The organism is Streptomyces sp. NBC_00038 (assembly GCF_026343635.1).
Lineage (GTDB): Bacteria > Actinomycetota > Actinomycetes > Streptomycetales > Streptomycetaceae > Streptomyces.
Genome location: NZ_JAPELQ010000001.1, coordinates 6013940 through 6035060, shown reverse-complemented (window position 1 = coordinate 6035060; position 21121 = coordinate 6013940). Strand labels below are relative to the sequence as shown.

General features: G+C 67.1%; 16 protein-coding genes and 2 rRNA genes. 3 read left to right on the top strand and 15 right to left on the bottom strand.

Translation table 11 applies throughout. The annotated features are described in order from the left end of the window. Nucleotides 1-58: 58 nt before the first annotated feature. From OG219_RS27285 to OG219_RS27265, 5 genes are all read right to left on the bottom strand, one after another. Nucleotides 59-1801, bottom strand: coding sequence for a bifunctional uroporphyrinogen-III C-methyltransferase/uroporphyrinogen-III synthase (locus tag OG219_RS27285; protein ID WP_266830729.1), 1743 nt, complete (start codon nucleotides 1799-1801; stop codon nucleotides 59-61). Then, a complete protein-coding gene (gene hemC, locus OG219_RS27280; RefSeq protein ID WP_266830727.1) occupies nucleotides 1798-2757 on the bottom strand; it encodes a hydroxymethylbilane synthase in 960 nt (319 codons plus the stop codon). Before hemC ends, OG219_RS27285 begins: the two co-directional genes overlap by 4 nt. Then, nucleotides 2754-4685: a glutamyl-tRNA reductase gene (locus OG219_RS27275; protein ID WP_266830725.1), complete on the bottom strand. Its 1932-nt coding sequence runs from the start codon at nucleotides 4683-4685 to the stop codon at nucleotides 2754-2756. Before OG219_RS27275 ends, hemC begins: the two co-directional genes overlap by 4 nt. Next, on the bottom strand, nucleotides 4682-5443 hold the full coding sequence (locus OG219_RS27270) for a redox-sensing transcriptional repressor Rex (protein WP_266830723.1): 762 nt from the start codon (nucleotides 5441-5443) through the stop codon (nucleotides 4682-4684). Before OG219_RS27270 ends, OG219_RS27275 begins: the two co-directional genes overlap by 4 nt. Nucleotides 5444-5768: 325 nt before the next feature. Continuing rightward, a complete protein-coding gene (locus tag OG219_RS27265; RefSeq protein WP_266830721.1) occupies nucleotides 5769-6077 on the bottom strand; it encodes a glutaredoxin family protein in 309 nt (102 codons plus the stop codon). 159 nt (nucleotides 6078-6236) lie between these two features. Here OG219_RS27265 and OG219_RS27260 point away from each other — a divergent pair, with 159 nt between their 5' ends. The 3 genes from OG219_RS27260 to OG219_RS27250 all read left to right on the top strand — a co-directional run bounded on the left by OG219_RS27260 (nucleotide 6237) and on the right by OG219_RS27250 (nucleotide 10263). Beyond that, entirely contained in the window at nucleotides 6237-7178 is a 942-nt protein-coding gene (locus tag OG219_RS27260) for an HAD family phosphatase (protein ID WP_266830719.1), read from the top strand. Between the two features lie 820 nt (nucleotides 7179-7998). Next, on the top strand, nucleotides 7999-8769 hold the full coding sequence (locus tag OG219_RS27255) for an ECF subfamily RNA polymerase sigma factor, BldN family (protein WP_266456870.1): 771 nt from the start codon (nucleotides 7999-8001) through the stop codon (nucleotides 8767-8769). Nucleotides 8770-9033: 264 nt separating this feature from the next. Then, the gene (locus OG219_RS27250) at nucleotides 9034-10263 is read left to right on the top strand and encodes a DUF5667 domain-containing protein (protein WP_266830716.1); all 1230 of its coding nucleotides are present in this window, start codon (nucleotides 9034-9036) and stop codon (nucleotides 10261-10263) included. A 127-nt stretch (nucleotides 10264-10390) separates the two neighbouring features. Here the strand turns inward: OG219_RS27250 and OG219_RS27245 are convergent, their stop codons facing one another. The 10 genes from OG219_RS27245 to OG219_RS27200 all read right to left on the bottom strand — a co-directional run bounded on the left by OG219_RS27245 (nucleotide 10391) and on the right by OG219_RS27200 (nucleotide 21054). Continuing rightward, complete coding sequence (locus tag OG219_RS27245) at nucleotides 10391-11440, bottom strand: lysophospholipid acyltransferase family protein (protein ID WP_266830714.1); 1050 nt, start codon at nucleotides 11438-11440, stop codon at nucleotides 10391-10393. Nucleotides 11441-11454: 14 nt separating this feature from the next. Continuing rightward, nucleotides 11455-12516 carry an NAD-dependent epimerase/dehydratase family protein gene (locus tag OG219_RS27240; protein ID WP_266830712.1) on the bottom strand — a complete coding sequence of 354 codons (1062 nt, stop codon included), beginning with the start codon at nucleotides 12514-12516 and terminating at the stop codon, nucleotides 11455-11457. A 322-nt stretch (nucleotides 12517-12838) separates the two neighbouring features. Continuing rightward, nucleotides 12839-12937, bottom strand: a complete 99-nt coding sequence (locus OG219_RS27235) for an AURKAIP1/COX24 domain-containing protein (protein WP_003948845.1) — start codon at nucleotides 12935-12937, stop codon at nucleotides 12839-12841. 184 nt (nucleotides 12938-13121) lie between these two features. Continuing rightward, nucleotides 13122-13334 (bottom strand): helix-turn-helix domain-containing protein, encoded by a 213-nt coding sequence (locus OG219_RS27230; RefSeq protein ID WP_004984898.1) that lies wholly within the window; start codon nucleotides 13332-13334, stop codon nucleotides 13122-13124. Between the two features lie 129 nt (nucleotides 13335-13463). After that, on the bottom strand, nucleotides 13464-14279 hold the full coding sequence (locus tag OG219_RS27225; protein ID WP_266830710.1) for a phosphatase: 816 nt from the start codon (nucleotides 14277-14279) through the stop codon (nucleotides 13464-13466). 229 nt (nucleotides 14280-14508) lie between these two features. Then, nucleotides 14509-15681 carry an acetoin utilization protein AcuC gene (locus tag OG219_RS27220; protein ID WP_266830708.1) on the bottom strand — a complete coding sequence of 391 codons (1173 nt, stop codon included), beginning with the start codon at nucleotides 15679-15681 and terminating at the stop codon, nucleotides 14509-14511. After that, entirely contained in the window at nucleotides 15632-16864 is a 1233-nt protein-coding gene (locus tag OG219_RS27215; RefSeq protein ID WP_266830706.1) for an MFS transporter, read from the bottom strand. Before OG219_RS27215 ends, OG219_RS27220 begins: the two co-directional genes overlap by 50 nt. Before the next feature lie 135 nt (nucleotides 16865-16999). Next, the gene (locus OG219_RS27210) at nucleotides 17000-17644 is read right to left on the bottom strand and encodes an HAD family phosphatase (protein ID WP_266830704.1); all 645 of its coding nucleotides are present in this window, start codon (nucleotides 17642-17644) and stop codon (nucleotides 17000-17002) included. A gap of 82 nt (nucleotides 17645-17726) precedes the next feature. Then, nucleotides 17727-17843 (bottom strand): 5S ribosomal RNA (gene rrf / locus OG219_RS27205). An 88-nt stretch (nucleotides 17844-17931) separates the two neighbouring features. Further along, nucleotides 17932-21054 (bottom strand): 23S ribosomal RNA (locus tag OG219_RS27200). Nucleotides 21055-21121: the final 67 nt, after the last annotated feature.

Genomic DNA, 21121 nt, shown 5'->3' with positions numbered 1-21121 from the left:
CAGCCGCCTAAGCAGCTACGGGCGTCCCCTACTCGAATACGCAAATACGCAAAGGTGCTTACGTCGTACGCCGCCGCCGCGACCCCGGCCGCCGCTCACTCGGCCGCGTAACGGGATCCCCCGCCTCCGTGGCCGCCGCACGACGCCGCAGCCCGAAGTCCGCGAGCGCCTCGGCCAGCTTGAGCACGGACGGCTCGGGAGCCATCACGTCCACCCGGAGACCGTGCTCCTCGGCCGTCTTCGCGGTGGCGGGCCCGATACAGGCGATCACCGTCACGTTGTGCGGCTTGCCCGCGATGCCCACCAGGTTCCGCACGGTGGACGACGAGGTGAAGAGCACGGCGTCGAAACCGCCGCCCTTGATCGCCTCACGCGTCTCGACCGGCGGCGGAGACGCCCGCACGGTCCGGTAGGCCGTGACGTCGTCGACCTCCCAGCCCAGCTCGATCAGCCCGGCGACCAGCGTCTCGGTGGCGATGTCGGCCCGCGGCAGGAACACCCGGTCGATCGGGTCGAACACCGGGTCGTACGGCGGCCAGTCGTCAAGGAGCCCGGCGGCGGACTGCTCCCCGCTCGGCACCAGATCCGGCTTCACACCGAAGGCGATCAGCGCGTTCGCGGTCTGCTCGCCCACCGCCGCCACCTTGATGCCGGCGAATGCGCGCGCGTCGAGCCCGTACTCCTCGAACTTCTCCCGCACCGCCTTCACGGCGTTGACCGAGGTGAAGGCGATCCACTCGTAGCGGCCGGTGACGAGCCCCTTGACCGCACGCTCCATCTGCTGAGGCGTCCGCGGCGGCTCGACGGCGATCGTCGGAACCTCGTGCGGCACGGCCCCGTAGGACCGCAACTGGTCGGAGAGCGAGACCGCCTGCTCCTTCGTACGCGGTACGAGGACCTTCCAGCCGAACAGCGGCTTGGACTCGAACCACGACAACTGGTCGCGCTGGGCGGCGGCGGAACGCTCACCGACCACGGCTATCACCGGGCGGTGACCCTCCGGGGAGGGCAGCACCTTCGCCTGCTTCAGCGTCTGCGCGATGGTGCCGAGGGTGGCGGCCCAGGTCCGCTGCCGCGTCGTCGTTCCGGCGACGGTGACGGTCATCGGCGTATCGGGCTTGCGGCCCGCGGCGACCAGCTCACCGGCCGCCGCACCGACCGAGTCGAGCGTCGAGGAGACGACGACCGTCCCGTCCGATGCCCCGACCTCGGTCCAGCACCGGTCGGAGGCCGTCCGCGCGTCGACGAACCGCACATCCGCGCCCTGCGCGTCCCGCAGCGGCACACCCGCGTACGCGGGCACACCGACGGCGGCCGCGACACCGGGTACGACCTCGAACGGCACACCCGCGGCGACACAGGCGAGCATTTCCTCGGCGGCGTACGTATCTAGTCCGGGGTCCCCGGACACCGCACGCACGACCCGCTTGCCGCCCCGTGCGGCCGTCATGACAAGATTGGCAGCGTCCCTCAACACGGGGTCACCAACGGTTGTTGACGAACCGTCAACAACCGTTAGCTGAGGCGTGCCCGTACCCGAGTACGCACTCACGGATGAAGGCGTGCCCACGGGCGACGCATTACTACCTGTACCAGTTTCGGTATCCGTATTCAGTACGGCGACGCCTGGTCTGGCGTGAGCGCGGACGACGTCGAGCACCTCGTGCTCGGCGACGAGAACATCCGCGTTCGCCAGCGCCTCTACGGCGCGCAGTGTCAGTAGTCCCGGATCCCCGGGTCCGGCACCAAGGAAGGTGACGTGCCCGTGGTCCGGACCGGCGGGAAGGTTGGTGGGGCTCAAAGTGCTCGCTCCCCCATCAGACCGGCCGCGCCCTTGGCAAGCATCTCGGCAGCGAGTTCACGGCCGAGCGCCATTGCTTGGTCGTACGTCTCGGGCACGGGACCGGTGGTGGACAACTGCACCAGCGTCGAGCCGTCGGTCGTGCCGACGACGCCGCGCAGGCGCATTTCCTTGACAATCTGCCCGTCGGCCAGCAGGTCGGCGAGCGCACCCACAGGTGCGCTGCAGCCGGCCTCCAGGGCGGCGAGCAGGGACCGTTCGGCGGTCACGGCGGCCCGGCTGAGCGGGTCGTCGAGTTCACCGAGCGCTGCGACGAGGTCCGCGTTGTCCGCGGCACACTCGATCGCCAGTGCCCCCTGGCCGGGGGCGGGCAAAACAGTGTCGACGGACAGGAAGTCCGTCACTTCCTCGATCCGGCCGAGGCGGCTGAGTCCGGCGGCGGCGAGCACGACAGCGTCCAGCTCGCCCTTCCGCACGTATCCGATCCGGGTGTCGACGTTCCCCCGGATCGCGACCGTCTCGATCGTCATCCCGTGATTGCGCGCGTACGCGTTCAACTGGGCCATGCGGCGCGGCGAACCGGTGCCGACGCGGGCCCCGTTCGGCAGCTGCTCGAAGATGAGCCCGTCGCGGGCGACGAGCACGTCACGCGGGTCCTCGCGCAGCGGTACGGCGGCCAGCGCGAGGCCCTCGGGCTGCGCGGTCGGCAGATCCTTGAGGGAGTGCACGGCGAAGTCGATGTCTCCGGCGAGGAGTGCGTCGCGCAGCGCGGTCACGAACACCCCCGTGCCGCCGATCTGCGCGAGGTTCTCGCGGGAGGTGTCGCCGTACGTCGTGATCTCAACGAGCTCGACTGGCCGTCCGGTCACCTGCCTCACGGCGTCCGCCACCTGCCCGGACTGGGCCATGGCGAGTTTGCTTCGCCTGGTCCCCAGTCTCAAAGCCTGCTCACTCATGCTCGCCCTCGGTTCTCGGCGCTCTCGGCGTTCTCTGTGTTCTCAGCGTTGTCGATGTTGTCGGTGTTGCTTTCCTCGGCCCGTGAGACGGAGGCAACCGTCTCGGGGTCCAGGTCGAACAGGGTCCGCAGCGCGTCCGCGTACCCGGCGCCGCCGGGTTCGGCGGCGAGTTGCTTGACCCGTACGGTCGGCGCGTGCAGCAGCTTGTCGACCACACGTCGCACGGTCTGGGTGATCTCCCCGCGCTGCTTCTCGTCGAGGCCGGGCAGCCGCCCGTCGAGGCGCGCGATCTCGTTCGCGACGACATCGGCGGCCATGGTCCGCAGCGCCACGACGGTGGGGGTGATGTGCGCGGCCCGCAGGGCGGCGCCGAAGGCGGCCACCTCGTCGGAGACGATCCGTTTCACCTGGTCCACATCGGCGGCCATCGGCGCGTCCGCGGACGCGTCGGCGAGCGACTCGATGTCGACGAGCCGCACCCCGAGCAGCCGGTGCACGGCCGCGTCGATGTCGCGGGGCATCGCCAGGTCGAGGAGTGCGAGCACGGGAGCGGGCCGGGGGACCTCGGCGACGGGCTCGGGCTTGCGGCGCTCGGGCACCCGGCCGACGGTGGCCGCGGTGGCGGCGAGCGCGGTGATGAGCTCGGCGTCGAGCGCGACTCCGAAGGTCGCGGCGGTGGCGCCCTGCGGAGCGGTGGCGATGGCACCCGCCGCTTCCGGCGCCCCGGCGAGGCCGGTGGCGTCCAGGCCGCGCGCCCGCTCGGCCGCGGTCTCCGACGTGGCGGCGAGGGCCGCCGTGGAGCCGGCGCCCGTTTCGCGCTGCCCGCGTCCCTGTCCGGCGGCACGTGCCGTGCCCTTGTCCACCCACGCCGCGTGCTGTTCCAGCTCGGCCGCGGCCATTCCGGCCACCGCCGCCTCGCCGAGGACCGAGAAGCCGGCGGTGCCCTGCACGGCGGACAGGTCGAGCGGGCAGCCCTCTTCGCTTCCGACACTGGTCGGCGCGAGGCCGTCCCGTACGCCGACGGAGGCGGCCGTACGACCGGATCCCGCGCCCGGAGCCGCGCGCCGGGAGTCCGCGACCGGAGCCGTACGCCCCTCGATCGCGGTGGCGACGGACTCGGCCGACAGGACAAGCCCCGTCGCGCCCGTACAGGAGACGGCGATGTCGGCACGTGTCAGCTCGACCGGCACCGAGTCGATCGGTACCGCGCGGGCCAGCACGTCCGTTTCGTCGCTGTCGGTCAGGATCTGGGCGAGGCGCTCGGCGCGGTCGAGGGTGCGGTTGGCGACGACGACCTCGGCGACCCCGGCACGCGCGAGCGTCGCGGCGGCCAGCGAGGACATGGAACCGGCACCGAGGACCAGCGCCCGCTTGCCCTTGAGCCAGACGTCGACCGGAGCACCGGACGCCAGCTGCTCCAGGCCGAAGGTGACCAGGGACTGGCCCGCGCGGTCGATGCCGGTCTCGGAGTGGGCGCGCTTGCCGACCCGCAGGGCCTGCTGGAACAGGTCGTTCAGTAGCCGGCCCGCGCTGTGCAGTTCCTGCCCGGTCGCGAGGGCGTCCTTGATCTGGCCGAGGATCTGCCCCTCGCCCACGACCATCGAGTCGAGGCCGCAGGCCACGGAGAACAGATGGTGGACGGCCCGGTCCTCGTAATGCACGTACAGGTAAGGAGTGAGCTCCTCGAGCCCCACCCCGCTGTGCTGGGCGAGCAGCGTGGACAGCTCGGCGACGCCCGCGTGGAACTTGTCCACGTCGGCGTACAGCTCGATGCGGTTGCAGGTCGCGAGTACCGCGGCCTCGGCAGCCGGTTCCGCGGCGATGGTGTCCTGCAACAGCTTGACCTGCGCGTCCGCGGACAGCGTGGCCCGCTCCAGGACGCTGACCGGAGCACTGCGGTGACTCAGCCCCACTACGAGGAGACTCATGCCGGCATCACGGCGGGGACATCCCCGTCAGGCCCTTTGCCGGAGTTCTCCTGGGCGGCCGGATGAACGGCGGCCGCGGCCTGCGCCTCGGCCTCCTCGCCGGCCTTGCGCTGCTCGTGGAAGGCGAGGATCTGCAGCTCGATGGAGAGATCGACCTTGCGTACGTCGACACCGTCCGGGACGGACAGGACGGTCGGCGCGAAGTTGAGGATGGAGGTGACCCCGGCGGCGACGAGCCGGTCGCACACCGCCTGGGCGACGCCCGGCGGGGTCGTGATGACCCCGATGGAGACGCCGTTCTCGTCGATGATCTTCTCCAGGCCGTCGCTGTGCTGCACGGCGATCCCGGCGACCTGCTTGCCCGACATCTCGGGATCGGCGTCGATCAGCGCGGCGACCCGGAACCCACGGGAGGCGAACCCGCCGTAGTTGGCCAGCGCGGCGCCGAGGTTACCGATACCGACGATCACGACCGGCCAGTCCTGGGTCAGGCCCAGCTCGCGGGAGATCTGGTAGACGAGATACTCGACGTCGTACCCCACACCACGTGTCCCGTAGGAGCCGAGGTAGGAGAAATCCTTGCGCAGCTTCGCGGAGTTGACCCCCGCGGCGGCCGCGAGCTCCTCGGAGGAGACCGTGGGTACCGAGCGCTCCGACAGTGCGGTGAGGGCTCGGAGGTACAGCGGAAGCCGGGCGACGGTGGCCTCGGGAATCCCTCGGCTGCGGGTCGCCGGTCGGTGAGTTCGGCCAGTTGCCACGGTGCTCCTGCGGGTAGCGCGGGGCTGCAGGCGGTCACACTTACCTAGACCGCCCCGTCGAATGCAGGCTATGTCTTTGTGAACGCGTGCACAAAGATGGTGTCCGATTTGCCCGGCCAACGTGACCGGGGTCACGCACGCCCGGCGCGTGGTTATGGAACCGGCGCGCGGACGCTTTCGTTCCTCGCCTGAAGGGGGCAAAACCGCACACTCTCCTCAACGCATCCCGCCCCCGAGACCAATCGCCGTCGATCCTAGGCGACTTTCCGGACCACTTGGACTACTCAGTCAGGCCACGATGGGGCCACGATCTCGCCTCCCGTCACTATGTGAGGGCTTTGCGAAGGCGCTCCTCGTTCACCCTCCAGAACGTGTGCTGTGCACCATCGACCAGCACGACCGGGATCTGCTCCCAGTACGCGCGGTACAACTCCTCGTCCGTACTGATGTCCTTCTGCTCCCAGACGACCCCGAGCTCGTCGCAGACCCTCGCGACCACCTCCTGTGCGTCATCGCACAGATGACATCCGGGCTTCCTGATCAGCGTGACCAGCCGCTGTTCGCCAGGAACCCCGGCCTCCGCCTTCTCCGTACGACGCCCACCGCGCCGGAACATGGGACTCATACCTGCCATTCTCCCGCCGCCCGGGAGCTGCGTGACCCCATCGGCGCCCCCACCGCCCCGCCCGACACACCGCCCAGATCACTTCTTTAACGACTCGGTCGCGGAGAGTTCACAGCCTCGAATCCTCACGACTCCGGAACCACCGAACAAACTGGCTATGCTCACGACATGGCCGCTCTCGGATGGCTCACTCCCCGTAGGCGCTCCGCCACCGCGCGGAGCGTGTTGGCAGGCGAGGCCTCGGCGGAGGCAGCGCGCAAAACCTCCCAGGAGCAGGAGGAACTCGCGCACGAAGCCGCGCCCGACGTCCCCGCCGAACCGGACTTCCCGGTGCTCGGCGACGACAAGGCAGCCGCCTTCTTCGACCTCGACAACACCGTGATGCAGGGCGCCGCGCTCTTCCACTTCGGCCGCGGCCTGCACAAGCGGAAGTTCTTCGAGACGCGCGACCTCGCCAAATTCGCCTGGCAGCAGGCGTGGTTCAGACTGGCGGGCGTCGAGGACCCGGAGCACATGCAGGAGGCCCGCGACTCCGCCCTGTCGATCGTGAAGGGCCACCGTGTCGCCGAGCTGATGTCCATCGGCGAGGAGATCTACGACGAGTACATGGCCGAGCGCATCTGGCCGGGTACGCGCGCACTGGCCGAAGCGCACCTGGACGCCGGCCAGAAGGTGTGGCTCGTCACAGCCGCCCCGGTCGAGATCGCGACGGTGATCGCCCGCCGCCTGGGCCTGACCGGCGCGCTCGGCACGGTCGCCGAGTCGGTCAACGGCGTCTACACCGGCAAGCTCGTCGGCGAACCGCTGCACGGCCCCGCCAAGGCAGAGGCAGTACGCGCCCTGGCCGCCGCAGAGGGCCTAGACCTCTCCCGCTGCGCCGCCTACAGCGACTCCCACAACGACATCCCCATGCTCTCCCTGGTAGGCCACCCCTACGCCATCAACCCGGACACCAAACTCCGCAAACACGCCCGCAACCTGGAATGGCGCCTACGCGACTACCGCACAGGCCGCAAAGCAGCCAAGGTAGGCATCCCAGCCGCAGCAGGAGTCGGCGCAGTAGCAGGCGGCACAGCAGCAGCAATCGCCTTGCACCGCCGCCGCCGCTGAAGCGGCGTAGAGCGTCCGGCATTTGAGGAGCGGGGCGGTGCCGCCCGCTTACCCGCGGTGCTGCACTCGCCAACCCCGGCCGAAGACCCAACAGCGCACCGGGCATTTGAGGACGGTGCGACGCCACCCCAATCCCCCACCCACCCGCCGGGGCTGCACTCTTCAGCCCGACCCGGCAACACCCGCGTCCGACTTTTGAGTACAAGACGGTGCCGCCCCGCTCCTCCACGGTGCTGCACTCGCCAACCCCGGCCAGAGATCCATCAGCCCGTCCGGTGTTCGACGACGAGGCGACGCCATCCCGACCCCCCACCCACCCCCGGGGGGCTGCGCTCTCCAGCCCCGGGCCGGGGAAGGTCTTTTCAGCCCGTCCGGCGTTTGAGGACGAGCGCGTCAGCGCGATGCGGGGGTCTGGGGGCGGCAGCCCCCAGGGGCAAGGGACGGGTAGGGGCGGAGGGGGCGAACAACCCACGCCCCAGCCCACGCGCCTCCGGATGCTCATGACACGGCCGAAACCCGGCAATCCCACGTTCCTACCCGCACAACGCCCCCGCCAGTCCCGTTAACCGCAGACGACCACAACACGCCCCGCACTCAAACGGAACCCGGACCAAAACGATCAACAAACGGTCACCGTCCGGCACTTGAACCGGCGTCAATAGGCAACAGAAGCGACGCAACCGGTGATTTGAGCAACTCGGTGTAGCGCTGCCTGTACGAAGCGTTATTCTCCTCAGACGCAAACCGCCACCCCTCCGTCGCTACGACGGGTGAACGGTTCCGCACTGAACGTGATGGAAGCTCTGCCTCTGGGAGTCCCGTGTACTCACACGTCGGGGTTGACGCCTCGGGCCTGGCTACGCTGCGCGCAACGGTCCTGGACCGCTTGCGCGGCTTCGTCCCCACCGCGTACGCCGTCCCCGCCTTCGCCGGCCCCGCGCCCGTCGGCCCTTGCTACGCCCTGGCCGACGGAAGCGCGGCGGTCGGCAGACGGGGCCGCTCGAGCTCGGCCACCACCGCACGCCGCCCGGCCGCAGACAGTGACAGCGCCCGGATGATGGAACTCGTGGAGCGCGCCCAAGCGGGCGAGGCCGATGCCTTCGGCCGTCTCTACGACCAGTACAGCGACACCGTGTACCGCTACATCTACTACCGCGTCGGCGGAAAGGCGACCGCGGAAGACCTCACCAGCGAGACGTTCCTGCGCGCCCTGCGCCGCATCGGAACCTTCACCTGGCAGGGCCGCGACTTCGGCGCCTGGCTGGTGACCATCGCCCGCAACCTGGTCGCCGACCACTTCAAGTCCAGCCGCTTCCGACTGGAAGTGACCACCGGCGACATGCTCGACTCGAACGATGTCGAGCGCAGCCCCGAGGACTCCGTCCTGGAGTCACTGTCGAACGCGGCACTGCTGGATGCCGTACGGCGCCTCAATCCCCAGCAGCAGGAGTGCGTCACCCTGCGCTTCCTCCAGGGGCTCTCGGTCGCCGAGACCGCCCGCGTGATGGGCAAGAACGAGGGCGCGATCAAGACCCTCCAGTACCGGGCGGTCCGCACGCTGGCCAGACTCCTCCCGGACGACGCTCGCTGAAGCCCGTACACCGGTACAAACGCCATAGCGATCCCACACGCTCAGCGACGCTCAACTCACCTTCCGTAAAAGTCTGTTGACTTCGCGGTCCGATCATCCGTCGTCCGTAACCCAAGTGCCGCGACGCTCGTTGTGCGGGATACAGGCTCCCTGTGGTCACTCCTTGGCCACCACCGATCACTCGATCGTGTGGATGTGGTCAGGGAGTGCAACCCTCAGGACCCCCTGGGGAGTCGACCGTCATGATGAGAGGAGGTGCCGCCAGTGATCGCGAACGTATCGGCACACCGGCGGGCGAACGCCTTCGCCCTGGCCCTGGAGGACCAGTCCGACCAGGGCACGGCGGCCGAGCAGCCCGATGGGTCGGCACCGTCCCAGGCTGCGTCGGAACAGACCGAGCAGGGCCTGCTGTTGGCCCTCGCCACCGGTCTCGGCGAGCTGCCCAAACCGGGGCTGGACCCCGGAGTCAAAGTCGTACAGCGAGCCCAGCTCGTGGCCGCGATGGAGGCGATGCTGCTGGAGGGCACCGCGTCGGGAGGCGAGGGTTTGGGGCCTTCGGTGCCCGAGCAGCGCTCCCGGCGGGGCGCGCACCGGGCGACCGGGCTGGGGAAGTTGCGGCCCCGTTCCCGGCTGTCGAAGGGCCTCGCCGCGGGCGGGCTCACCGTCGGTGTGGCCGCGGGAGCCTTCGGCGGCGTGGCCGCTGCCAGCTCCGACGCCCTCCCCGGTGACTCGCTCTACGGGCTGAAGCGCGGCATGGAGGACGTCAAGCTGGGCCTGGCCCACGGGGACAGCGACCGGGGCGAGGTCTACCTCGACCAGGCCTCGACCCGGCTCAGCGAGGCACGCCGCCTGATGGAGCGCGACCGTTCCGGGCAGCTCGACCACGAGTCCCTGGGCGAGATCCGCCGCGCCCTGTCGGGCATGCAGCACGACGCGGCCGAGGGCCACCGCCTGCTGCACGAGGCGTACGAGCGGGACGGCTCACTGGGCCCCATCCAGGCCCTGTCCGCCTTCTCGCAGTCCCACCGCGAAGCCTGGGGTGTGCTGCGTGACCGGCTGCCCGTGCAGCTCGGCGACGTGAGCAGCCAGGTCTCGTCGGTCTTCGACGCCATAGACGACGAGGTCGACCCGCTGCGCTCGCTGCTCCCACAGCCGCCCGTGCAGGAGGGCACGGGCCGCCACCGCGGCTCCAGTTCCGACTCCACCGGCTCCTCCGGTACGGACCGTCCGGCGCCCAGCGCCACCAGCGGCGGTTCCTCCACCGGCGGCCAGAGCAGCGGCAAACCCAAGCCGTCCACCTCGGACAGCCAGGACGAGGGCCTGCTCGGCGGCAACACGGGCGGCCTCCTGGATCCGCCCGAGGACACCACCGGCTCCGCCTCCCCGTCCACCGGCAACGGCACTCCGTCCGTCGACGAACCGGACGTCACCCTGCCACCGCTCCTCCCGGGCCTGCTCCCGGGCCTGGGCATCGACAGCGAGGATGCGGGCTAGACGCAGATGCTGTACGGCGGTGGGGGCGCCCTTCTCAGGAAGGGCGCCCCCACCGCCGTACAGGCGCGTAATCAGAAGAAACGTATGTGCATGATCAGAAGAACGCTGGCCGGTTCAACTGGCCGGCTCAGAAGAACACTGATCGCCGCTGCACCAGCAGCTTGTACAGCGTGTGCTGGATCTGCTCCCGCACCTGATCCGTCAGGTTGAACATCAGCATCGGATCCTCCGCCGCCTCCGGCGGATAGCCGTCCGTCCGGATCGGCTCGCCGAACTGGATCGTCCACTTCGTGGGGAGCGGGACCGCGCCGAGCGGGCCCAGCCACGGGAAGGTCGGGGTGATCGGGAAGTACGGGATGCCCAGCACACGCGCCAGAGTCTTCGCGTTGCCGATCATCGGGTAGATCTCCTCCGCGCCGACGATCGAGCACGGGATGATCGGGGTGCCCTGCTTCAGGGCCGTGGAGACGAAGCCGCCGCGGCCGAAGCGCTGGAGCTTGTAGCGCTCACTGAAGGGCTTGCCGATGCCCTTGAAGCCCTCGGGCATCACACCGACCAGTTCGCCGCGTTCGAGCAGGCGCTCCGCGTCCTCGGCGCAGGCGAGGGTGTGACCGGCCTTGCGGGCCAGCTCGTTGACGACCGGCAGCATGAAGACCAGGTCGGCCGCCAGGAGCCGGAGGTGGCGGCCAGCGGGATGGTTGTCGTGGACGGCGACCTGCATCATCAGGCCGTCCAGCGGCAGCGTCCCGGAGTGGTTGGCGACGATCAGCGCCCCGCCCTCGGCCGAGATGTTCTCGATGCCCTTCACCTCGACCCGGAAGTACTTCTCGTAGACCGGGCGGACCAGGGACATCAGTACCTGGTCGGTGAGTTCGGCGTCGTAACCGAAGTCGTCGACCTCGTAGTCGCCCGTGAGCCGCCGGCGCAGGAAGGCCAGGCCCCCGGCGATACGCCGTTCCAGACCACCGCTCTCCTGCGGCTCCTGGGGCGGCTGTTCCTCACGCGTCACGGGAACATCATCCCGCTGTACGGCCCGGCCGGGCAGGGGCTGGACCTCACGTACCACCACGGGATCGCCCGTGCGCCGGCTACCCGCGCTCCGGCGACGCGGCGGGCGCTGCACCGCACCCCCGCGCGACCGGTCGTCGTCGAACGGAATGACCTTGGCGTCCGCCATCGTTGATGCGCTCCTCAGTTGGCGCTCTGCGTCGGGGGGTGGCCGCCGCCCAGGTAGGGCAGCGCGGCGATCCGGTCGACCGCTCCCGCAACGGCCTCGGGGGGCAGGAGTCCGGGCCCCCGGCTGCGGGCGAAGTCCGCGAAGGTCTCCGCCGTCGTGAACTTCGGCTGGAATCCAAGCGTCTCGCGCATCTGCTTCGTCGCCACGACCCGGCCGTGCGTGAGCAGCCGCAGCTGCTCCGGCGAGAAGTCCGTCACGCCCAGGGTACGCACCGCCGTGCCCGCCCAGGTGAGCGCGGGCAGCAGCAGCGGCACCGTCGGGCGCCCGAGGCGCCGCGAGCACTGGGAGAGCAACAGGACGCCGTCGCCCGCGATGTTGAACGTGCCGCTGTTGAGCGTCCCGCGCTCCGGCTCGTGCGAGGCGATCCGCAGCACCTCGATCACGTCGTCCTCGTGCACGAACTGCAGCCGCGGGTCGTAGCCGAACACGGTCGGCAGCACCGGCAGCGAGAAGTACGAGGCGAGCGGCGAATCCGCGCTCGGCCCCAGGATGTTCGCGAACCGCAGCACACACACGGCGACGTCGGGCCGCCGGCGCGCGAACCCTCGTACGTACCCCTCGACCTCGACCGTGTCCTTCGCGAAGCCGCCGCTGGGCAGCGACTTGGGCGGGGTGTTCTCGGTGAAGACGGCCGGATCGCGCGGCGCGGACCCGTACACGTTCGTACTGGACTTCACGACGAGCCGCTTGACCGTCGGGGACTTCTGGCAGGCGCCCAGGAGCTGCATGGTGCCGATGACGTTGGTCTCCTTGACCGTCGTCCGGCTGCCGCTGCCCAGCGCGGTGCCCGTCACATCCATGTGCACGACCGTGTCGGCGTTCGTCTCGGCGAGCACGCGCGCGATGGTGGGGTGCCGGATGTCGGCCTGGATGAAGTCGGCACCGCCGAGATGATGCTCGGGCGGGACCGCGTCCACGGCGATCACCCGGTCCACCTGTGGGTCACGCTGGATCCGCCGTACGAACCGGCCGCCCAGCCGACGGGCCACCCCGGTCACGAGCACGACCTTCCCCAAGATCAGCGCCTTCCTTCCAGACCTGCAACGTAGCTCTGCTCGTACCCTGCCGTGTTCCCCGTGTGCCGCCAACCTAGCGGGTTGATGTTGCGCTGTGATGACCGCCCGATGCACGAAGTGACGACAGCCACAGACGTACGACCAGACCAAGCCATTCGGCGCACAGACATACGCTCATACACGCTCAGCAATGAAAAGGCTTTCTGCCGCCGGCGACGGGCTGAATTCGGCCCGGAAATGGCAAAGCCTTTCGTGGCCGGATACGCCTGTGGCCCCCCACCAGTCGGTGGAGGGCCACAGTACGCGCTTCTAGCGGCGCCGCTTACTTCTTGTTGCGACGCTGAACGCGAGTGCGCTTGAGCAGCTTGCGGTGCTTCTTCTTCGCCATCCGCTTGCGCCGCTTCTTGATAACAGAGCCCACGACTACCCTCGCTCACTTCTCTTTACTCGCTGCTGGGCTGCATGGGCCCACACGACTATGAGGGGCCAGCCTACCCGTCCGAGCGCTGAGGTCGTAATCGAGGGGATCCGGGAGATCTCCAGGCGATCTCCGGGTGATCCCTGAGGATCTCCCGGAGCCTCCCGGCCGGTCTCCCGGACCGCCGTCAGGCTGTCTCCACCCCCACGTAGCTCTCGCGGAGGTACTCGTGAACCGCTTGCTCCGGCACCCGGAAGGACCTCCCCACCCGGATCGCCGGCAGATGACCGCTGTGCACCAAGCGGTACACGGTCATCTTCGACACTCGCATCACCGAGGCGACTTCCGCCACGGTCAGGAACTGAACCTCGTTCAGAGGCCTCTCGCCAGCTGCAGCCATGACACACCTGAACCTTCCGCACTCGACGGTCACCGGCTTCCCCTTCCGGTGACACTTCGTCGTTGCGTGCTCACTCCCCAGAGTAGGGGCGGGTGATGCGAGTGGGGAAGAGGAGCTGCCATCGGCCGCCTACTGTGACAGACACGCTCGATTGAGTACATAGCGAGTAAGCGGTCGGTAGTAATCAGACCGCACAGCGTCATCAAGCGGAACGACGACGGACACCCGCCCCTCTGCCTCCCCGACGAAGAGCGCAGGATCGTCCGTATCCGCCAGCCCCATCGCCTCGAACCCCAGCTGACCTGCTCCGCAGACCCATCCGTGGTCCCCGATCACCAGCTCCGGGAGCGGTCCGCCGGCCTCCGCAGCGGCGGCCAGAACGGTACGAACCGGGAGGGGTGAGTGGGAGTGTGCGCCGGTCGCACTACCGGGGGCTCGCGCGCCGGGTTCGCGCACCAGCGCGACGCCTTGTACGTAGTCAAGGTTGTACGTGCGTAGACCGAACCGGGTCGTTATGTCGACAGAGCTACCCTGCGCGGGGGTGAGGACGGCACACCCCGCCGCCGACAGCGCGTCCGCGAGGGCGGCGTAGAAACTGATCAGGCGGTGCGGGTGCCCGGTACCGAGAAGCACCGGTTCGCGGTTCCGGGCCGCCTCTCCGAGCCGCGCCGCGAAGGCGTCGAGGGCCGCCAGCGTCCGCTCGGGATCGATCACATCATGCCCCGAAGTGTGCGCCGGGTCGGCAGAAACCCCGCACTTGTCCGCCATCAACTCGATCAAGTCCCGCTGCCGCCAGCTCCATTCGGGATCAAGCCCGAGCAGAACGCGAGGATCACGGGCGGCGAAGAGCCGATAACTGCGCAGGCTCTCCTCACGCGAGGTGGCCACAGGCCCGGCCAACCGGGCAGCCAACAGGTGTGCACGCAACGCTCCGGTGCTCAACACACCAGCGATGCTGACGCATTTGCCGGGTCTTCACCCCGAAAATCCCGAAAAGGCCGCACAGTTGGCGTAATGGGTGCCATCGGGCTCCGGCCGGGAAGGTCTTTCAGCCCGTCCGGCGTTTGAGGACGAGCCCTTCGGGCGACCGGGGGTCTGGGGGCGGAGCCCCCAGAAGCAAGGGACGGGCAGGGGCGGAGGGGGCGAAAAACCCTCACGGCCACCCCACCCCCACCTACGGCAACAACCCCCGCAACGGAAACACGGCCCGCCGAGTAGCCAAAACCGCCTGATCAAGCCGATCCGCCGGGTCGTACCCGGCGTCCCACCCCTTCCAGGACACAGGCCACCGCCCATCAGTCATCCGCCCCGGCGCCAACTGCCGCGCACGAGCGAACACTTCCTGCCGCCACCCCTCAGGAACAACCGTCTCGGGCGCAATCTCCCGCCCCGCCGCGATGGCGACCAGATGCGTCCACGACCGAGGCACCACATCCACCACCGCGTACCCACCCCCACCCAGCGCGACCCACCGCCCCTCGGCGTACTCGTGCGCCAGCTCATGACAAGCAACCTGCACAGCCCGCTGCGCGTCCAGCGACACCGCGAGATGCGCGAGCGGATCCTCGAAATGCGTGTCGGCCCCGTGCTGAGTCACCAGCACCTGCGGCCGAAAGTCGGCGATCAGCTCAGGCACCACGGAATGAAAGGCCCGCAGCCACCCCGCATCCCCGGTCCCCGCAGGCAGCGCGACATTGACGGCGGACCCCTCCGCGCTGTCGGCCCCCGTCTCCTCCGGCCACCCGGTCTGCGGGAACAAGGTCCGCGGATGCTCATGCAGCGAGATCGTCAGAACCCGCGGATCCTCCCAGAACGCCGCCTGCACCCCGTCCCCGTGATGCACATCCACATCGATGTAGGCGACCCGCTCGGCCCCCAGCTCCAGCAGCCGCGCGATGGCCAGCGAAGCGTCGTTGTAGATACAGAACCCGGACGCACTCCCGGGCATCGCATGATGCAGCCCACCCGCGAAGTTCACGGCGTGCACGGCGTCCCCGCGCCACACCGCCTCCGCCGCCCCCACCGACTGCCCGGCGATCATCGCGGACACCTCATGCATCCCGGCGAAGGCGGGATCGTCCATGGTCCCGAGCCCGTACGAGGTGTCGGCAGCCTCCGGATCCACGGAAGCGGCCTTCACCGCCTCCACGTAGTCCTCGCGATGCACGAGCCGCAACGTCGACTCCCCGGCCGGCTTCGCCGCAACCACATCAACGTCGCGATCAAGCCCGAAAGCGTCGACGAGCTTCCTCGTCAACACCAGCCGGACCGGATCCATCGGATGGTCCGGACCGAAGTCATAGCCCGTTACTGCCTCGTCCCACATCAGCTGTGCGCGGCCGCTCATGACCATCACCGTATCGGTCCGGTTCAACGGCGAACGACTGGGCGTACCTCAGGATCAGCAGAACCAGCACCATGGGTACGAGCATGGCGCCCCGGTAGTTCCAGGCGTCCCCCAGCGCCCCCACCAAGGGCGAACCGATCAGGAACCCCACATAGTTGAAGATATTGAGCCGCGCGATGGCCGTATCCGAAGCCCCGGGGAAGAGCCGCCCGGCAGCCGCGAAGGTCTGCGGCACGATCACACACAACCCCAGCCCCAGCAGGGTGAACCCGAGCATCCCCACCCAAGCACCAGGCGCCACCGCCACCACACCGAACCCCAGCGCCGCGACCATCGCCCCCAGCCGCACAACCGCCACGGCCCCGAACCGCCGCACCCCGAAGTCCCCGATGGCCCGCCCCAGCAGCGTCGTGACCATATACACGTTGTACGGAACGGTCGCGAGCTGCTCCGAACTGCCCAGCACGTCCTGCAGATACTTCGCACTCCAGTTGGAGACGGTCGAGTCCCCGATGTAGGCGAAGGTCATCACCAGACACAGCGGCAGCAGCAACTTGAAGACGACGGGCGAGGCCTCGCCCACCTCCCCCTTCGCGGGAGAAGCGTCAGCCACACCGACGCCGGCACCCCCGTCGACGTACCACCGACTCCCGACAAGCGCCGCCGGCACCAGCACCACCACGACCGGCAGATACGACACGAACAGCGACAGATGCCAGTGCGCCCCCGCCCACGCGAGCGAGGCCCCCAGGATCCCGCCCAAGCTGTACGCGGCATGAAACCCGAGCATGATGCTGCGCCCGTACGTCCGCTGAAGGCTCACCCCCAGCATGTTCATGGAGGCGTCGAGCGCACCGACAGCGAGCCCGAAGGCGCCGAGCGAGACAGCCACCTCGGCCACATGGTCACCGGACCCGACACCCAGCAGGGCAAGGAGTACGACGGGCTGAGACCACCTCAGTACGCGGCTGGGGGGTATTCGCTTGACCAACTTCTCGGTGGCCACGCTCCCCACCCCGGCCAGGACCGGCACGGCGGCGAGGAACACCGGCAGCAACGCGTCGGAGATGCCGTAGCGGTCCTGGATCGCGGGTATACGCGTCACGAGCAGCGCGAAGGCGACGCCCTGGGCGAAGAAACTGAAGGCGAGCGAGGCCCTACCGCGCCGCAGCACATCTGTCATGGCGGCGAGCGTAGAGCCCCGGCTTACCCGTGGGTAGATCCAACCGAAGATGAATTTTGCTCAGCTCTCCAGCTCAGCACGCCCCGGCTGATGCCGAACAAGAAGATCGAGCCGGAAACGCACCAGGCGCCCAGGTCATACGAGCAGGTCAGCCAACTCCCCCATGTCGGAGAAGAGTCGAGTGGCCCCGGCCAGCCGGTCGGCGGGCGTCATGGCCGTGAACCCGTACACATCCATCCCGGCCGCGACTGCCGCCTGCACCCCCAGCGGACTGTCCTCCACGACGACACACTTCTCCGGCGCTACGCCCATCCGCTCGGCCGCGTACAGAAACAGATCCGGCGCCGGCTTTCCCCGCCCCACATCCTGCGAACTGAAGACGCGCCCCTCGTCGAACCACCGGTCGAGCCCGGTCTTCCGATGCCCCACACGAATCCGCTCATGACTCCCGGAAGAGGCCACGCAGTACGGCACCCGGTCCGCAGCCAGCTTCTCCAGCACCTGCACAGCGCCGGGTACCGGCTCCAACTCCCGCTCGAAGGCGGCGAAGACGCGAGCATGGAAAACCTCGTCGAAGTCCGCGGGCAACCGCTGCCCGGTCCGCTCCTCGACAAGATCGTGTACGCGATGCATGGCGGCCCCCATGTAGTCGCGGAGCGACTCCTCGTACGAGGTGGGGTGCCCGAGCTCGGTGAGGTACGCGGCAAGGAGCGCGTTGGAGATCGGCTCACTGTCCACGAGGACACCGTCGTTGTCGAAGATGATCAATTCGTAGCGCATACTGCGACATTAGAACGAAGAGACCCTAAACGCAGAAAACCCCTGTACCGGATTCCCGGTACAGGGGTTTTCTCTACAATTAGTTCGGCGGCGTCCTACTCTCCCACAGGGTCCCCCCTGCAGTACCATCGGCGCTGTGAGGCTTAGCTTCCGGGTTCGGAATGTAACCGGGCGTTTCCCTCACGCTATGACCACCGAAACACGGTGAAACTTCTCAAACCGGAGCCGTGGCATGGCTACAACGGTTGTTCGTGGTTTCAGAACCAACACAGTGGACGCGAGCAACTGAGGACAAGCCCTCGGCCTATTAGTACCAGTCAGCTTCGCCCATTACTGGGCTTCCACATCTGGCCTATCAACCCAGTCGTCTACTGGGAGCCTTAACCCATCTAGTGGGTGGGAATACTCATCTCGAAGCAGGCTTCCCGCTTAGATGCTTTCAGCGGTTATCCCTCCCGAACGTAGCCAACCAGCCATGCCCTTGGCAGGACAACTGGCACACCAGAGGTTCGTCCGTCCCGGTCCTCTCGTACTAGGGACAGCCCTTCTCAATATTCCTGCGCGCGCAGCGGATAGGGACCGAACTGTCTCACGACGTTCTAAACCCAGCTCGCGTACCGCTTTAATGGGCGAACAGCCCAACCCTTGGGACCGACTCCAGCCCCAGGATGCGACGAGCCGACATCGAGGTGCCAAACCATCCCGTCGATATGGACTCTTGGGGAAGATCAGCCTGTTATCCCCGGGGTACCTTTTATCCGTTGAGCGACGGCGCTTCCACAAGCCACCGCCGGATCACTAGTCCCGACTTTCGTCCCTGCTCGACCCGTCGGTCTCACAGTCAAGCTCCCTTGTGCACTTACACTCAACACCTGATTACCAACCAGGCTGAGGGAACCTTTGGGCGCCTCCGTTACTCTTTAGGAGGCAACCGCCCCAGTTAAACTACCCATCAGACACTGTCCCTGATCCGGATCACGGACCCAGGTTAGACATCCAGCACGACCAGACTGGTATTTCAACGACGACTCCACCCGAGCTGGCGCTCGAACTTCACAGTCTCCCAGCTATCCTACACAAGCCGAACCGAACACCAATATCAAACTGTAGTAAAGGTCCCGGGGTCTTTCCGTCCTGCTGCGCGAAACGAGCATCTTTACTCGTAGTGCAATTTCACCGGGCCTATGGTTGAGACAGTCGAGAAGTCGTTACGCCATTCGTGCAGGTCGGAACTTACCCGACAAGGAATTTCGCTACCTTAGGATGGTTATAGTTACCACCGCCGTTTACTGGCGCTTAAGTTCTCAGCTTCGCCACCCCGAAGAGTGACTAACCGGTCCCCTTAACGTTCCAGCACCGGGCAGGCGTCAGTCCGTATACATCGCCTTACGGCTTCGCACGGACCTGTGTTTTTAGTAAACAGTCGCTTCTCGCTGGTCTCTGCGGCCACCCCCAGCTCAAGCAGCAAGTGCTATCACCGGTGATGGCCCCCCTTCTCCCGAAGTTACGGGGGCATTTTGCCGAGTTCCTTAACCATAGTTCACCCGAACGCCTCGGTATTCTCTACCTGACCACCTGAGTCGGTTTAGGGTACGGGCCGCCATGAAACTCGCTAGAGGCTTTTCTCGACAGCATAGGATCATCCACTTCACCACAATCGGCTCGGCATCAGGTCTCACCCTCGTGTCATCCGGATTTGCCTAGATGACGGGCTACACCCTTACCCCGGGACAACCACCGCCCGGGATGGACTACCTTCCTGCGTCACCCCATCACTCACCTACTGCAGGTCTGGTCCGTCGGCTCCACCACTTCCCTTTCCCCGAAGGGTCCGGGACGGCTTCACGGACTTAGCATCGCCTGGTTCAATGTTTGACGCTTCACAGCGGGTACCGGAATATCAACCGGTTATCCATCGACTACGCCTGTCGGCCTCGCCTTAGGTCCCGACTTACCCTGGGCAGATCAGCTTGACCCAGGAACCCTTAGTCAATCGGCGCACACGTTTCTCACGTGTGTATCGCTACTCATGCCTGCATTCTCACTCGTGAACCGTCCACCACTAGCTTCCGCTGCGGCTTCACCCGGCACACGACGCTCCCCTACCCATCCCAGCCCCCGTTGGGGGTATGTGCTGGAATGACACGACTTCGGCGGTACGCTTGAGCCCCGCTACATTGTCGGCGCGGAATCACTAGACCAGTGAGCTATTACGCACTCTTTCAAGGGTGGCTGCTTCTAAGCCAACCTCCTGGTTGTCTGTGCGACTCCACATCCTTTCCCACTTAGCGTACGCTTAGGGGCCTTAGTCGATGCTCTGGGCTGTTTCCCTCTCGACCATGGAGCTTATCCCCCACAGTCTCACTGCCGCGCTCTCACTTACCGGCATTCGGAGTTTGGCTAAGGTCAGTAACCCGGTAGGGCCCATCGCCTATCCAGTGCTCTACCTCCGGCAAGAAACACACGACGCTGCACCTAAATGCATTTCGGGGAGAACCAGCTATCACGGAGTTTGATTGGCCTTTCACCCCTAACCACAGGTCATCCCCCAGGTTTTCAACCCTGGTGGGTTCGGTCCTCCACGACCTCTTACAGCCGCTTCAACCTGCCCATGGCTAGATCACTCCGCTTCGGGTCTTGAGCGCGCTACTAAAACGCCCTATTCGGACTCGCTTTCGCTACGGCTTCCCCACACGGGTTAACCTCGCAACACACCGCAAACTCGCAGGCTCATTCTTCAAAAGGCACGCAGTCACGAGAACAAGAGCAAGCTCTTGTTCCGACGCTCCCACGGCTTGTAGGCACACGGTTTCAGGTACTATTTCACTCCGCTCCCGCGGTACTTTTCACCATTCCCTCACGGTACTATCCGCTATCGGTCACCAGGGAATATTTAGGCTTAGCGGGTGGTCCCGCCAGATTCACACGGGATTTCTCGGGCCCCGTGCTACTTGGGTGTTTCTCAAACGAGCCGTTGACGTTTCGACTACGGGGGTCTTACCCTCTACGCCGGACCTTTCGCATGTCCTTCGCCTACATCAACGGTTTCTGACTCGTCTCACGATCGGCAGACCGTGAAAGAGAAATCCCACAACCCCACATACGCAACCCCTGCCGGGTCTCACACGCATATGGTTTAGCCTCATCCAGTTTCGCTCGCCACTACTCCCGGAATCACGGTTGTTTTCTCTTCCTGCGGGTACTGAGATGTTTCACTTCCCCGCGTTCCCTCCACATACCCTATGTGTTCAGGTATGGGTGACAGCCCATGACGACTGCCGGGTTTCCCCATTCGGAAACCCCCGGATCAAAGCCTGGTTGACGGCTCCCCGGGGACTATCGTGGCCTCCCACGTCCTTCATCGGTTCCTGGTGCCAAGGCATCCACCGTGCGCCCTTAAAAACTTGGCCACAGATGCTCGCGTCCACTGTGCAGTTCTCAAACAACGACCAACCACCCACCACCCCACCCTCACGG

What these genes read in the sequence shown, in the direction of transcription:
- hemC (WP_266830727.1), bottom strand. Translation starts at nt 2,757, where the DNA reads ATGAGTGAGCAGGCTTTGAGACTGGGGACCAGGCGAAGCAAACTCGCC.
- OG219_RS27275 (WP_266830725.1), bottom strand. Translation starts at nt 4,685, where the DNA reads ATGAGTCTCCTCGTAGTGGGGCTGAGTCACCGCAGTGCTCCGGTCAGC.
- OG219_RS27265 (WP_266830721.1), bottom strand. Translation starts at nt 6,077, where the DNA reads ATGGCAGGTATGAGTCCCATGTTCCGGCGCGGTGGGCGTCGTACGGAG.
- OG219_RS27260 (WP_266830719.1), top strand. Translation starts at nt 6,237, where the DNA reads ATGGCCGCTCTCGGATGGCTCACTCCCCGTAGGCGCTCCGCCACCGCG.
- OG219_RS27245 (WP_266830714.1), bottom strand. Translation starts at nt 11,440, where the DNA reads ATGGCGGACGCCAAGGTCATTCCGTTCGACGACGACCGGTCGCGCGGG.
- OG219_RS27230 (WP_004984898.1), bottom strand. Translation starts at nt 13,334, where the DNA reads ATGGCTGCAGCTGGCGAGAGGCCTCTGAACGAGGTTCAGTTCCTGACC.
- OG219_RS27220 (WP_266830708.1), bottom strand. Translation starts at nt 15,681, where the DNA reads ATGAGCGGCCGCGCACAGCTGATGTGGGACGAGGCAGTAACGGGCTAT.
- OG219_RS27215 (WP_266830706.1), bottom strand. Translation starts at nt 16,864, where the DNA reads ATGACAGATGTGCTGCGGCGCGGTAGGGCCTCGCTCGCCTTCAGTTTC.
- OG219_RS27210 (WP_266830704.1), bottom strand. Translation starts at nt 17,644, where the DNA reads ATGCGCTACGAATTGATCATCTTCGACAACGACGGTGTCCTCGTGGAC.